This is a genomic window from Acinetobacter populi (assembly GCF_002174125.1).
In the GTDB taxonomy this organism is placed as follows: Bacteria; Pseudomonadota; Gammaproteobacteria; order Pseudomonadales; family Moraxellaceae; genus Acinetobacter; species Acinetobacter populi.
Genome location: NZ_NEXX01000006.1, coordinates 111,813 through 125,453 on the forward strand (window position 1 = coordinate 111,813; position 13,641 = coordinate 125,453).

Below are 13,641 nucleotides of genomic sequence, written 5' to 3' on the forward strand. Positions count from 1 at the left end.
TTTGTATATTTTATTTTAAGGTTGTGCAGTTATGAGTGAAAAATTACAGAAGGTACTGGCTAGAGTGGGTCTAGGCTCTAGACGTTATATGGAAGAGGTTATTGCTGCTGGTCGAGTCAGTATCAATGGTCGTATTGCACAAGTCGGCGAACGTATCGAACCAGGGGATGAACTACGTATCGATGGCCGAAAAATCAGTTATCAAATCGAAGATGAAATCCGTCGCCGTGTGTTGATCTACTATAAACCCGAAGGTGAAATCTGTTCTCGTAACGATCCGGAAAACCGTCCGACAGTATTTGAACATTTACCCCAGATTGCCAATGATCGCTGGGTCATGGTTGGTCGTCTGGACATTAATAGTACCGGATTATTGTTATTCACCAATGACGGTGAACTGGCAAACCGTCTGATGCACCCGTCCAATGAAATTGAACGCGAATATGCTGTGCGTGTTATGGGTGATGTAACCCCACAAATTCGCCAGACGTTATTAAATGGTGTAGAACTGGATGATGGTCCAGCCAAATTTGAATCTTTTACCGACCTTGGTGGTGATGGGATTAACCGCTGGTATCAAGTGGTAGTAAAAGAAGGTCGCAACCGTGAAGTTCGTCGTTTGTTTGAATCACAAGGTTTAAAAGTGAGCCGTCTGTTACGTACCCGTTATGGTTCGGTGATTTTACCACGTGAATTACGCACTGGTCGCTGGATAGAACTGGATAAACACGATATTGATAACCTGACCAAACTGGTAGAACTGAAACCACGTCAAGGTACAGGTCTTTACGGTATGGCAAAACGCCGTAATGAAAAAATGATCGAAAAACCAATGCCTGCACGCCGTGGCGGATACTTACGCCAGCAACGTCGGGACAGTGAAAATGAAGCCGAGCAAAATACTAAACCTGCACGTAAACCACCTTTTCATGCAGCAAAAAAACCCGTGGATTATAACAACAAGGGTTTTAAGAAATTTAATGACCAATAATGATTAATAATGCGCTGAATATGGACAAGATTTTCATATTCAGCGCATTACAGCAATCTTTTTTAAATCTTTACGCACGGCACACTGTTGAATATTGATCATCTATCCGTCTGCAAATCAATATTCATCCTGTCCATAATTCCCCCATTGCTTTAGATCATTCCCAGAACCCTTTAAGCTGGCTGAATTTAAGTAGATTTTTTTCTACTTTCACCAGCACATTTTTCTGTTCAACATCTACCCACGTCAATGCAAAATTAAACTCGGGATTTTGATGAACTTGCTGGCTAAAATACTGCGCCGCAATGACCAAATCATTATATGTGCCCAAATGATTTTGCACTTTTTGCAAATATTTTAGATATTTCTCGACCTGTTTGGGCGAATAAATCGTGGCAACAAATTCAATAATGTATCTTAATTTTTTTACCCGTTTGCGCGTGCGGTGACGTGCCTCTGCATCCATATCCGCAAAGTGCTTTGCATCATGACGTAATTGATGATGTAAATGATCTAATCTTTTACTCACCACGTGTTTTAACGACACATTTTTTTGTTTACTTTGTCTAGGTTGACGATAAGAAAATTCCAGTAATTTTAATAATAATTTTGTGGTCGATGGCTGGCGAAATACAACACTAGAATCTTCGACTACCTGTGTCTCTGAATCAATGTGTAATACAGGCGCGTCAGTCTGTTGCTGGATTCTGGGCAAAATTTCCAGTGTGATGACATCCAGATCACGGGTTGTACCCAACTGTCGGAATAATGCGGCAAGTTCAACTTCCCATTCAGGATTGACATGTGCAGACCATTTACCAAAATTTTTCAAAAGACTACGTAAACGACGCAAGGCGACACGTGCCTGATGAATATGTTCAGGTTCGGCAACGTCACCGGCAATCGCAGCAAGATTAGGCAACAAGTGATTAAGACAATTAATCACCATCTTTTGTAATGCAATTTCTGGTGAGAGCTGCTTATCCAGTACAAAAGATTTTGCATGTGTGGCAGGAGAAACCGTTTTACCTGCTGCCAAAAGGCTTCCCCGCTCTGCCTTACTTCTGACATCAAGCCATAGCTGGTATTGCTCTACCCAACTTTGACTAAAGTCAATCAGTGTCCCTGCATCACCACTTTTGAGTTCAAATTCAACTTCACAAATTTTCTGATGCGTTTGTGAACTACGAATTTCACCATCATCAAGACATGCTTCAATCAGGCTACCGTGCAGCTCAAAAACATGAAAAGTCCGCTGTACAATGGTTTCAAACTGGAGTGCAAGTTGATCCTTCTGATCACCTAGAATCTCGGTCAATAAAGTTTGTACGCTTCGATTATGCTGATATAAATCCAGATTTAAATCTGGTGGCTGTTCACATTTACCCAAAAATATTTCTTCTTCTATGCGGTGTAAATGACTTTCTCCCGCAGCTTTTAGCGTCTGTATCCAGTTTTCACCTTCCAGACGCAAACGTATTGCGACGCCATGTTGGGACAATATGCGATCCGACGTATCATAATATTTTGCATGCAGTTGAATCTGCCGTGCCTTTACTTTTTTAAATGCCCGTTCAACAGCTTTTTTTTGCTTTTCAGGAAGTTGAAATTTTAGTTCGATTTCTACCATGGTCATATTCCTGATATATTAAAATCGTCGGTCAAGCTATCAATATAACGTGTAATCAAAGACAAGGTAAGCACATTTTGTGTGCAATAGCGTAAACTGGATTTCTTGCGCTTATCATGCCAAAAGTATCTTCTATCATTTCTCTAAAATGACTTTTATTTTGTTGACATGGTCCTTCATTTTCAACCTTATCTCAACACAATCGGAATAAGTTTTGATTGAATTTTATAATCCTGTGGACGTGATGCACAGGCATTTCCAGTAATTTCTGTCTTAAGTACCATGCTCTGTTGTTCCAGCACATTCAGTATGCCGGTATCATTGGCACCGGTTTTACAATCACTATCTCCTTGCTTGACATCAAACTGTCCTGGTGAATAGTAAGATTCGGCCTCGGCAATCGTTACTGGTTGCCAGTTTTTAAAATACGTCAAGGTTCGACTTTGTTCGATTGTGCCCTGTCCGGAGCCTGCACTCTCAAACTCGACCAAATTAACGGGTTTGCCGTTTACAATCACCTGATGCACTACAAAAGTATTGGACTGTCCACCAAATTCCAGAAGATGAGACTGTTTTAAATTAGGACGCGTCAGAATATAGCCAGCCCAGAAATTACGTCCAGCATTGGCAAATTCAATGCCGGAGATATAGGCTTTTTCACCTGACATCAAGACAATTTCTTCTGTCCGGTCAATAGAAATGGCGTTGGCAGGATTTGCATAGGATTTTTCCGGATTGTTGAGCCAGCCAATAATTTCCGTTGTGCTAGGCACCTTAGCCATTGTGGTTAATGTCAGTGTGCTAAACAGTAAACCTGATAACACCTGAATAAAATATTTCTGCCGCATCTGATGATTCCTTCGCCTTATGCTGATCATTTACATCTTCTTAGCTTAATTTTTTTCAACCTTGCGTTAAGATGGCAAATAAATGTTGATTGCTTGATTTTTCATGAATTTATACTGGTTTCGCAATGATTTACGCCTAAATGACAATACTGCCTTATTTCATGCCACACAGCAAGATTTGACCATCGCAGTTTTTATCATCACCCCGACACAATGGCAGCAACATGATGATGCTAGCTGTAAAGTCGATTTCTGGCTTAGACAATTACAACAGCTATCGCTGCAATTAAAGCAGCTCAACATTCCTTTATTAATCGGTCACACTGAACTTTGGCAAGAGATTCCAGATCTTCTATTGCAATTGTGTCAACAGCATCAGATTAAAAACATCTATTGGAATCAGGAATATGGCATCAATGAAATGCAGCGCGACCTTGCAGTAAAACAGCAATTACAGCACCAGCAGATCAATGTGCATGAATATTCCGACCGCACTCTATTTCCAGTCGGTTCGATTAAAAATAAAAATGGCGAATATTATAAAGTTTTTAGTGCATTCAAACAGGTATGTTATGAACGTCTGGATCAAGCGCACATTCTGCACACTTATGATCAACCTGCGCCCCAACAGCCGCTTGATATTGCCAGTGACGACATACCACAGTCGATTGCGGGTTTTGATTCAATATCGGAAAAGCGATGCCAACACTGGCCAGTCGGTGAGGATATTGCTTTATCAAAACTTGCTCACTTTGTCGAAGATCAGATCACGCATTATCAAGCTGAACGGGATTTCCCCGCCATACAGGGCACCAGTCAACTTTCGCCTTATCTTAATGCCGGCATACTCTCTATTCGGCAATGTGTACAATATATTCAACAGCATCATCAAAATCAGCTTTTTAGCTCGAATAACGGCATCAATACATGGCTGAACGAATTATTATGGCGGGAATTTTACCAACATATTTTATACGGTTTTCCGCAGGTCAGCCGACATCAGCCCTTTAAAGCTGAAACCGGTAAAATTCACTGGCGTAATGCACCGGAGGATTTACACGCCTGGCAACATGGCAAAACCGGTTTTCCTTTGATTGATGCTGCCATGCGCCAACTGCTAAACACAGGCTGGATGCATAATCGCTTACGCATGATTGTAGCGATGTTTCTCAGTAAAAATTTGTTGATTGACTGGCGACTGGGCGAACAATGGTTTATGCAGCACCTGATTGATGGCGATCTGGCTGCCAATAACGGGGGCTGGCAATGGTCTGCCTCAACAGGCACAGACAGTGTGCCCTATTTTCGTATTTTTAACCCGATTAGCCAGTCACAGAAATTTGATCCCAATGGCGATTTTATCCGGCAATGGCTGCCTGAACTGGCGCATCTGGATAGCAAAACGCTTCATGAGCCCTATCGCTATGTTAAAGCAGGTGAAGGATTAAATTATCCACAACCGATTGTCGATTTAAAACAAAGCCGACAACGTGCGCTTGATGCTTTTAAGGGGATTAAACATTAAATCCTTTGGCTGAAAAACCAAAGGATTTTACCGTCATCAAAATATTAAATACGGGCAATCTCCTGCCACAATGCATCGGGAAAATGTTTCGCCAAATAGTTTTTCAGATATTGTCGGGTATCCTCGGCAATCACGCGATCTTTGGCATCATGAAAGGCATTAAACGCCAATGCATAGAGGGAAATGCCATATTGCTTTAAAGCTGCCAGACTTAATAAGGTATGATTGATACTGCCCAAGCGTCCAGAAGTGACTAAAACCACTGGATAATGTTGTTGCGCGATATAATCAATGGTGAGGAAATCCTCGGTTAACGGCACCATTAATCCGCCTGCACCTTCCAGCAATACCACATCATAACGGGCAGCCAGTTGTTGCGTAGCCTGCTCAATGGCTTTTAAATCCAGTTGTTTTTGTTCAAGTCGAGTCGCCAAATGGGGTGATGCCGGATAGGCAAAAATTTGAGGTGCAGTTAAACCCTGCTGATCTTCCGGAAATGTATCAATCTGCATGATCTGGCGATGGCGGGCAATATCTTCGGAAAAACCCTGATTACCGGTTTGAATCAATTTCTGGGTAATCACATTGACACCCTGATCCAACAATTGCTTGGCCAGAATCCCTGTACTTATGGTTTTACCAATATCGGTATCAATGCCACTGATAAAATACACAGCATTTTCCATCACACATCTCTCTCTTTAGGATTTTGGCTCATATATTGACAAACTATCACCTATATAGGATTGATAATGCTTAAAATCCTGATCTAATGTAAAAACCTCTAATCGCTGCCGTACAGCAATAGCACAGATTAGAAAATCAATATGTGACCCTTGAATACCATGTCTACGGCATTGATTATAGAATTGTGCTGCACATTCATAATCTTGGGTAATCACGTCTATATCTTTAAAAATACTTAATTTATTTTTTAATTTTTGAAATTGTAACTCATCACGAATACCACTTAATATTTCCTGTCGTATAGCACCAATCACAACCACCTTGCCATTTAAAATAAGTTCTGATAACTCAGTAATAATATGCATGTCCGTATTTGTTTTTTGCTTTTTTCGAAAAGCCAGTGACCAAATTGAGGTATCAACTAAAATCATGAGGTCGCTGTCTCATCATTTTATAATCATAATCTTCATCTATATCTATCGTATTAAATAATTCAATAACTTCCTGTGCTTGTCTTCTCTGTACAAATTCTCTTAAAGCAAGATCAATCACTTCTTGCGCATTTGACAAATGTCCAAGCTTTATTGCTTCTGCCAGTAAATTCTGGTCTAAATCAAGATTGATACTCATGACCTTCGTTTCCTCGAAACAAATATATACGGATACAGAATAGCACATTTGGCAGATATTTTGACAAATGCAGATATCGCCCCAACTTATAAATGTGCAATAAGCGGTTCAAGTTGTGACCACGATAAATTTGCATCGAGGGAAATACGCACCCGTGCAGTCCCTTCGGCAACAGTTGGCGGACGAATTGGTAAAACATAAAATCCGGCTCGCTGCATTTGCAGGGCTTTATCCACGGCAATCTGATTTTCACCATAAATCACCGGGATAATATGACTATCAGTTGGACAAGCCAATCCTCTGTCCAACACCGCCTGTTTTAATTTCTGGCTAATTTGCAAAAGATGCTGCCGTTTATCCTGCATCTGCTGCATATAATGAAATATAAAATTTGTCCACGCCATATTCAGTGGTGGCTGGGCGGTAGAAAAAATCAGTGAGCGCATTTTATTAATTAAAAACTCACGAATAATTTCGTCACAAATCAGATAACCACCGACAGAGGCCAAGGCCTTACCAAAAGTTCCGACCAGAAAATCAATGTCGGCGATACAATTTTGCTGTTCGGCACATCCAAGACCTTTGTCACCATAAACACCAATGGCATGTGCCTCATCAACATAGAGCATGACTTTTGCGTATTTCTGTTTTAAAGCCACCAATGCGTTTAAATTGGTAATATCACCGTCCATGCTATAGACACTTTCGGTTACCACCATGATTTTTTCGATTTCGTCACGATTGGCGGCTTGAATTAAAAGCTGTTCCAGTTGCGCCAAGTCTTGATGCGCATAACGTTGTTTCTGCGCCTTACTTAATCGAATGCCATCGATAATACTGGCATGAATTAACTCATCGGAAATGATCAGAGTCTTGCTATCAGTCAAGGCGGGCAAAATACCGATATTCATATGATAGCCACTGTTCAATAACAGACTGGCCCGACCAAATGCCTGACTTAAACTGGCTTCCAGTTGTTCATATTCGGGAAAGTTTCCGGTCAATAACCGGGAAGAAGAACTGGTTAAATGACGGGTTTCAACCGGGTAGAGATCAAAAAACTGTTGCTTTAACGCTTCATTTTGCGCCAAACCCAGATAATCATTGGAACTTAGATTCAACATGGTACTGCCATTTAATATGGCATATTGCCCGTGATGCTGAATTTCCTTAAAAAAACGGAAGTTATCCTTATGCTTTAACTGTTCTAAAGTATCGGCATAGGATTGATATAAAGGATTCATTGATACTCACATCAGTCAGATTGAACGTCGGCCGTTCAGGTCAGGGCTGAAATGCTACCATAAAAAAACACCCGGCAAATTGATCATACTGCTCAAGTTATAGGGTGTTTAAATTTTTTCTCTGAAAAACAATCTAAAAAATGAGTTTCATGGTTTGGATCATTAATATCAATATTCTTCAATAAATGAATGCATTGTCAAACTCACAAAAGCAAGCATTCAGGATAAATCCTTGTAGCATCTTCTCCTCTCAATGCTTAAAACTTTTCCAAATAAAACGTCCATAACGAATTTTTAATTGTCTTGATAAACAAGGTGATACTTATGTTCGCTCAATGAAATTTGGGCAAATCCCTGTTTTTCTATATGCATTCCTGCTATCAATTGCTTATTTTGCACGACTTCTTGCAAAATCTTTTTCCGTGTACTCGCTGCCTGTTCTGGATCACAATCAAAAGAAATCGTAATAGAAGGATCTGCTAACTGAATATTTGGAAAATGAATAATATCGCCCCAAATTAAAAGACTTTTATCATCTGATTCGACATAAAATCCAGTATGGCCTGGCGTATGCCCCGCAAGCAATCTTGGACGAATCCCTTCAATGATTGGCCTGTGATCAAAAAATTTTATGGATTTTGCATAAGCGTGTAAAGTACGCCTTACCAGAGAAAAGTTGCGTTGACCTCGTTCATTTTGGTGCTTGAGTTTTTCATCATCCAACCAATAATCCATTTCTAAAGGATGCAGATAAAGATTGGCATTTTTATACCTCACTTGCCCTTCATGATCTAAAAGTCCCCCGATATGATCAGGGTGAGCATGCGTTATAAGAATAGTATCTATATCATTAGGATTAACCCCGAGTGTCATAAGATTTTCTAAAAGTAATCCTCCAGCACCATTTAAACCGCCAGTACCAGAATCAACCAGAATAATCCGTCCAGCACCACGAATAAGATAAGCATTAACGTTAATAATAACTGTTTTGACCATTCCTGCCTTATATTGAATTTTCTTTGCCTCAATCGCATTAATACCTGACAATAAGTCCAAACTTACTGTCATATCACCATCGTTTAAGACATTCACTAAGAAATGACCAATTTGAAGTGCTGAAAAAGCTTGATTACTCATCTCACAATATCCTTTCATTAATTATAAGCATGGAGCTGTGTAGAATTAAAACCAAAACAACGAATACGTGTAACCAGCCCAGTTTTTTGTAAAATGGTTTCATTAAGCTTTTGCATAAAATTTTCCATTATTTCCACCGAACGATGATTGGATAAACGATAAATTAATTCGGCATAAACTGGATACCCACAGCCTGCTTTAACAGGGATATAGTGAATATGTACCTTGTTTAGCTCTGCACCAAGGATATCAATACATAAAGTACAGCAGTTTTGTGTTATATCATTTAGATCAATAAACTGATTAAACTGATCTTCAGCAATATAGAAAGTAAGATTTGGCACTAATTTTCTCCTGTTCAATTGTTATCATTTGAACTTTGAAGCTGCTTCGTCATCGCTTCATAAAGAATGACACCTTCTTTATTTACATGAAGTTCTGCTTCTTGATGCGGTAAAATATAAGCAACTCGGTATGCAGGAAACTGATCAAGCCCAACAGCATACATCTCCATTGGCTTATAGTTTTGCTGGGTATGATTAAATTCGATGAGTCCAGTACTGAGTAAAAGTATTTCTTTTTCCATTACAGCTGGAGCAGCACCTGTAAACGCATATAAATTACGATGCCAATCCGTAATATAGGGTTGCCAAGATGAAAAATTACCCCCGCCTTTTTGCTTGTATTCTTCACTGACAATTATTTTTTCATCTTCAATCGTATGAATTGCAAGATAGGCGTGACCTCCCGATGAAATTGCTTTAAACCGCTGGGACGTAAGAAATCCCGTAACAGAAATTAAAGCCGATAGTTTTTGCCTGCTATAAAAATCATTCCATTCTTCTTCAGTATTTGGATCAGTATAAGTACATTCTACGGTATATAACATTTTAGCCTCGATCAATAACGTTAAAAGAAAATAGCTTTTTATTGAGCTTTAATCATGATAATTCTAATTTTTAGGCCTATAAATCGATAATATTTCACTATATAGTGATATTTACTCACTAATATTAAGTTTCATATATTCTGTAAAGGTAATAATTATGCGCAAGCACATTCCGAGTAGTAGCTCACTCAAAGTGTTTGAAGCTGCTGCAAGACATGGCAATTTTGCGAGGGCAGCGGAAGAACTCTCATTAACTGAAGGTGCTGTAAGTCGACAAATTGCACGACTTGAATCTTTTCTCAATCGAAAATTATTTGATCGAATTGGCAGTCGAGTAAAACTCAATCCTGTTGGTGAACACTATGCACAAAATATTCGTGAGACACTTGATCGTCTTGATAGAGAAACTCAATTTATTAAAGGTCTACCCGAAGGAAGTAAAAGTTTGAATATATCTTCTCTGCCCACATTTTCAAGTCGCTGGCTTATCCCACGTTTGGGGAGATTTAGAGATAAACATCCTGATATTACTGTAAATATCTCAGTAAAAACTGATCCTTACATTCTTGCAGAAAGTGGTTTTGATGCTGCTATTCACTTTGAACATCCAGCATGGATTGGTACACATAGACAATTTCTTTTTCAGGAAAATTTAATCCCTGTATGTAATCCCCTGATTTTGGGAAAATCAAAAGCACCTAATCAACTGACTAATATTCCATTAATCCACCGGCAACAAAATCCAGAAGCATGGGATAACTATGCTAAAGAAAATGGCATAATATTAAATTATCCTTTTCAGGGTGCACGATACGAATTGCATGAAATGGCGATTTCAGCAGCAATAGCTGGTCTGGGAGTTGCACTAGTACCCTCAATATATGTGGAAAAAGAGCTTAATGAAGGCTCACTTATTGCCCCTTGGCCAGAATCAAAAATACTCAGTAAAAAATTTTGTTTAATAAAATCAGTAGAAACGAGCAGACATGAAAGCACTTTATCCGCTTTTGAAGATTGGTTAGATACTGAAATTCATAAGTTTAATATCACCAAACACTCCACTTAAAAATTTCCTCATTTTTGATCAAGCGATGAGAGCTGAATCAAAAATGGGAAATCTTTTTATTTGACTGTGTTGTGATTTCATTGGGCAATCATAAAAAATTGCTTATACATTTCTTATAGAGCAATCCTGCTATCGCAACTTTGCCAACCATTCCCCCAGCATTTGTACTAATTGCACCAGAATCAGTAACACCACTACAGTTAGAATCACCACACTACTATCAAAACGCTGATAACCATAGGATACCGCCAGATCACCAATACCACCCGCACCGACAACACCAGCCATAGCCGTTGCACCGATCAAACTAATCGTGGCTGTAGTCAGGTTTAAAATCAGCGAACTCCGTGCTTCCGGTAAAATAAACCTGAATACGATTTGTGCTGGTGTTGCTCCCATTGCCTGTGCCGATTCAATAATTCCCTCATTAACTTCAAGCAAAGAAGTTTCAATCAAGCGTCCCATATATGGCCCGATATAAATCGTCAGCGGCACAATTGCCGCCCAAGTGCCAATCGAAGAACCAACTAAAAACTTGGTTAAGGGAATCACTGCAATCAGCAAAATAATAAACGGTAATGAACGCAGTGCATTAATCAGCGGATTTAAACCATGATAAATCACACGATTGGGTAAAATACCTTTGGGACGGGTCAATACCATGGTAATGCCCTGAATAAAGCCCCAAATACCACCAAAAATCATTGCAAAAAATACCATTTGAAAGGTTTCTTGCAAAGCCGTTACAAACTGATCCATGCTCAGTGAACTTTGCCAGAACTGTGCTGTCACTGCTGTTAACCACTGTACGATTAAATCTCTCATACTGGTTCTCCTGACTGAATCACCCGAACTTCATATGCCTGTAAAAATTCAATCGCCTGCTGAATCAATACTTCTTCCCCCAGCAATTGCACAAACATCTGACCAATCACAATGCCGTTAATTTCGGTCATATTGGCAAACAGAATATTCAGGCTGATATCAAATTGCTTGATCAATGCCTGTACCACTGGTTGCTGGGCAGACTTGCCAATAAATTGCAGACAATAAATACTGTGATGATGCTGATGTTCCAACTGAGCAAAAATATTTTGGGGTAATTGTTGCTGTAATACGGTCTGGATAAAGTTCTTTGTGGTTGGATGCTGTGGTTGGCTAAAAATCTCTACCGTCGTGCCAGTTTCAATGACTTTTCCGGCTTCCATGACTGCCACACGATCACAAATCGTTTCGATCACGTCCATTTCATGTGTAACCATTACAATGGTAATATTCTGCTCACGATTAATTTTCTTTAATAATGCCAGTACCGACTTGGTGGTTTGTGGATCGAGCGCCGAAGTCGCTTCATCACATAATAGAATTTTTGGATGATTGGCCAGCGCACGGGCGATACCGACACGTTGCTTCTGCCCACCGGATAATTCATCTGGAAATGCATCACGTTTGTGTTTTAAGTCGATAAAATCCAACAATTCTTCCAGTCGTTTTTCACGTTCAGCTTTAGGGATTCCTAGCAACTTTAACGGCATTTCAATATTTGCCGCCACAGTCTTGCTTTGTAACAGATTAAAATGCTGAAAAATCATCCCAATATTGGCACGTTCATGGCGCAGTGCAGCAGCATCAAGTTGTGTCAGATCCTGACCATTGATGATTACCTGCCCGGCTGTCGGTCTTTCCAGTAGATTGATCAACCGAACCAAGGTACTTTTCCCGGCACCGCTATAACCAATAATGCCAAAAATACAGCCTTCTGGAATGTCCAAATTCACCTGATCCAGTGCATGTAAGGTCTGGCCTTTCAGCTGATAATCTTTAGATATATTTTTAAATTGAATCATATCGCTTGAACTGTTGAAAAAAGAAGAAACAGCTAAAGCTTCCCTCTAGCTGTTTCAGTTATAGAATTATAGAACTAGTTGGTGCCTGTAAGATAGCTTACTGGTTCATTTACATCGACCTTGGTACCGCCAAAATGTTCATCAACATATTTTTTCACAGCATCGGTATGATATAAACCACCCAGTTTTTGTAATGTCGGATCATTCTGACGCGATTCGGCAGCCGCCAGTACATTGACATTCAATTTGGTACTTTGATCAATCGGCTCATAATATACTGCATCTTTGAGGACGTTCAAACCGCCTTCCATTGCCAATGTATTACCCAGCACAATCGCATCAACATCATCTTTAACACGAACTGCGGTAGCCATCTGAATCGGCTTAATCACCAATTTTTTGGCATTGGCAGTAATATCGGCAGGTGTGCCTTTTACAGGGTCAAAACCGTCTTTTAGGCTAAGTAAACCAGCACTTTGTAGTAACAACAAGGCGCGGGATTCATTCGCACCATCATTGGGAATGGCAATGGTTGCCCCTTGTGGAAACTGATCAATGGCTTTGTATTTGCTGGAATAAATCCCCATTGGTTCAAGATAAGTGGTAGACACAGGTGCTATTTTGTCTTTATTGGCAGCGTTATATGCAACCAGATATGCATACGACTGGAATGCATTGGCATCAACTTCTTTATTGGCTGCCGCAGTATTCATGGCAACATAATCGGTAAAGTTTTTCACTTCCAGCTTGATGCCAGCTTCTTTGGTTTCTGGCAAAGTTGCAATATAACGCCAGATATCGGCATCCGAACCAGTAGATGCCAGTACCACAGTTTGTAGTCCATCTGTGGTTGCCTTGTCTTGTGTCGCTGTTTCCGGTTGTTTGCCACATGCTGTCAGCAATACCGATGCACTTAAGAAAAGACCAATTAGTTTTTTCATAGGATTACCTTAAAATGGAATTCTTGTTTAATTGTTTGACACACTAAACATGAGAAAGAAAATGGTTTATAAAAATGGGCTTAGCACCACAATTTTCAAATCAAAACGAAAATATGAGGTCCTAAAAATGTCGCCATCATAGCAATAAATATAAATCTGTTATAGTGGAGAATCTTTTCCGACAATTTTGTCACAAGTGTTTTTGT

At 39.7% G+C, this 13,641-nt stretch carries 15 protein-coding genes; 3 read left to right on the forward strand and 12 right to left on the reverse strand.

Features of this window, described 5'->3' with window-relative positions:
• Positions 1-31: 31 nt before the first annotated feature.
• Positions 32-991, forward strand: a complete 960-nt coding sequence (rluB, locus tag CAP51_RS14650; RefSeq protein ID WP_087621502.1) for a 23S rRNA pseudouridine(2605) synthase RluB — start codon at positions 32-34, stop codon at positions 989-991.
• Positions 992-1,148: 157 nt separating this feature from the next.
• On the opposite strand, the gene CAP51_RS14655 is transcribed toward rluB, so the two are convergent.
• Complete coding sequence (locus tag CAP51_RS14655; RefSeq protein ID WP_087621503.1) at positions 1,149-2,621, reverse strand: CYTH and CHAD domain-containing protein; 1,473 nt, start codon at positions 2,619-2,621, stop codon at positions 1,149-1,151.
• Positions 2,622-2,809: 188 nt separating this feature from the next.
• Positions 2,810-3,469: a hypothetical protein gene (locus tag CAP51_RS14660; protein WP_087621504.1), complete on the reverse strand. Its 660-nt coding sequence runs from the start codon at positions 3,467-3,469 to the stop codon at positions 2,810-2,812.
• A gap of 103 nt (positions 3,470-3,572) precedes the next feature.
• Here CAP51_RS14660 and phrB point away from each other — a divergent pair, with 103 nt between their 5' ends.
• A complete protein-coding gene (phrB, locus tag CAP51_RS14665; protein WP_087621505.1) occupies positions 3,573-4,994 on the forward strand; it encodes a deoxyribodipyrimidine photo-lyase in 1,422 nt (473 codons plus the stop codon).
• Between the two features lie 44 nt (positions 4,995-5,038).
• On the opposite strand, the gene bioD is transcribed toward phrB, so the two are convergent.
• From bioD to CAP51_RS14700, 7 genes are all read right to left on the reverse strand, one after another.
• Complete coding sequence (gene bioD, locus CAP51_RS14670; protein WP_087621506.1) at positions 5,039-5,680, reverse strand: dethiobiotin synthase; 642 nt, start codon at positions 5,678-5,680, stop codon at positions 5,039-5,041.
• 15 nt (positions 5,681-5,695) lie between these two features.
• On the reverse strand, positions 5,696-6,112 hold the full coding sequence (gene vapC, locus CAP51_RS14675; RefSeq protein ID WP_087621507.1) for a type II toxin-antitoxin system VapC family toxin: 417 nt from the start codon (positions 6,110-6,112) through the stop codon (positions 5,696-5,698).
• The gene (locus CAP51_RS14680) at positions 6,099-6,311 is read right to left on the reverse strand and encodes a type II toxin-antitoxin system VapB family antitoxin (protein ID WP_087621508.1); all 213 of its coding nucleotides are present in this window, start codon (positions 6,309-6,311) and stop codon (positions 6,099-6,101) included. Before CAP51_RS14680 ends, vapC begins: the two co-directional genes overlap by 14 nt.
• An 86-nt stretch (positions 6,312-6,397) precedes the next feature.
• Positions 6,398-7,555, reverse strand: coding sequence for an 8-amino-7-oxononanoate synthase (locus CAP51_RS14685; RefSeq protein WP_087621509.1), 1,158 nt, complete (start codon positions 7,553-7,555; stop codon positions 6,398-6,400).
• A gap of 294 nt (positions 7,556-7,849) precedes the next feature.
• Positions 7,850-8,692 (reverse strand): MBL fold metallo-hydrolase, encoded by an 843-nt coding sequence (locus CAP51_RS14690; protein ID WP_087621510.1) that lies wholly within the window; start codon positions 8,690-8,692, stop codon positions 7,850-7,852.
• A gap of 17 nt (positions 8,693-8,709) precedes the next feature.
• Positions 8,710-9,036, reverse strand: a complete 327-nt coding sequence (locus tag CAP51_RS14695; RefSeq protein WP_087621511.1) for a hypothetical protein — start codon at positions 9,034-9,036, stop codon at positions 8,710-8,712.
• 14 nt (positions 9,037-9,050) lie between these two features.
• Positions 9,051-9,581, reverse strand: coding sequence for a sugar ABC transporter (locus CAP51_RS14700; protein WP_087621512.1), 531 nt, complete (start codon positions 9,579-9,581; stop codon positions 9,051-9,053).
• Between the two features lie 157 nt (positions 9,582-9,738).
• Between CAP51_RS14700 and CAP51_RS14705 the strand changes: the two genes are divergently transcribed.
• Positions 9,739-10,647, forward strand: a complete 909-nt coding sequence (locus CAP51_RS14705) for a LysR substrate-binding domain-containing protein (protein ID WP_087621513.1) — start codon at positions 9,739-9,741, stop codon at positions 10,645-10,647.
• Positions 10,648-10,776: 129 nt separating this feature from the next.
• Here CAP51_RS14705 and CAP51_RS14710 read toward each other — a convergent pair whose 3' ends face one another.
• The 3 genes from CAP51_RS14710 to CAP51_RS14720 all read right to left on the reverse strand — a co-directional run bounded on the left by CAP51_RS14710 (position 10,777) and on the right by CAP51_RS14720 (position 13,435).
• Positions 10,777-11,472, reverse strand: a complete 696-nt coding sequence (locus CAP51_RS14710) for a methionine ABC transporter permease (protein WP_087621514.1) — start codon at positions 11,470-11,472, stop codon at positions 10,777-10,779.
• Positions 11,469-12,494 (reverse strand): methionine ABC transporter ATP-binding protein, encoded by a 1,026-nt coding sequence (locus CAP51_RS14715; RefSeq protein ID WP_087621515.1) that lies wholly within the window; start codon positions 12,492-12,494, stop codon positions 11,469-11,471. The genes CAP51_RS14710 and CAP51_RS14715 overlap by 4 nt, the downstream gene beginning before the upstream one ends.
• Before the next feature lie 74 nt (positions 12,495-12,568).
• Positions 12,569-13,435 carry a MetQ/NlpA family ABC transporter substrate-binding protein gene (locus tag CAP51_RS14720; protein ID WP_087621516.1) on the reverse strand — a complete coding sequence of 289 codons (867 nt, stop codon included), beginning with the start codon at positions 13,433-13,435 and terminating at the stop codon, positions 12,569-12,571.
• Between the last annotated feature and the right edge of the window lie 206 nt (positions 13,436-13,641).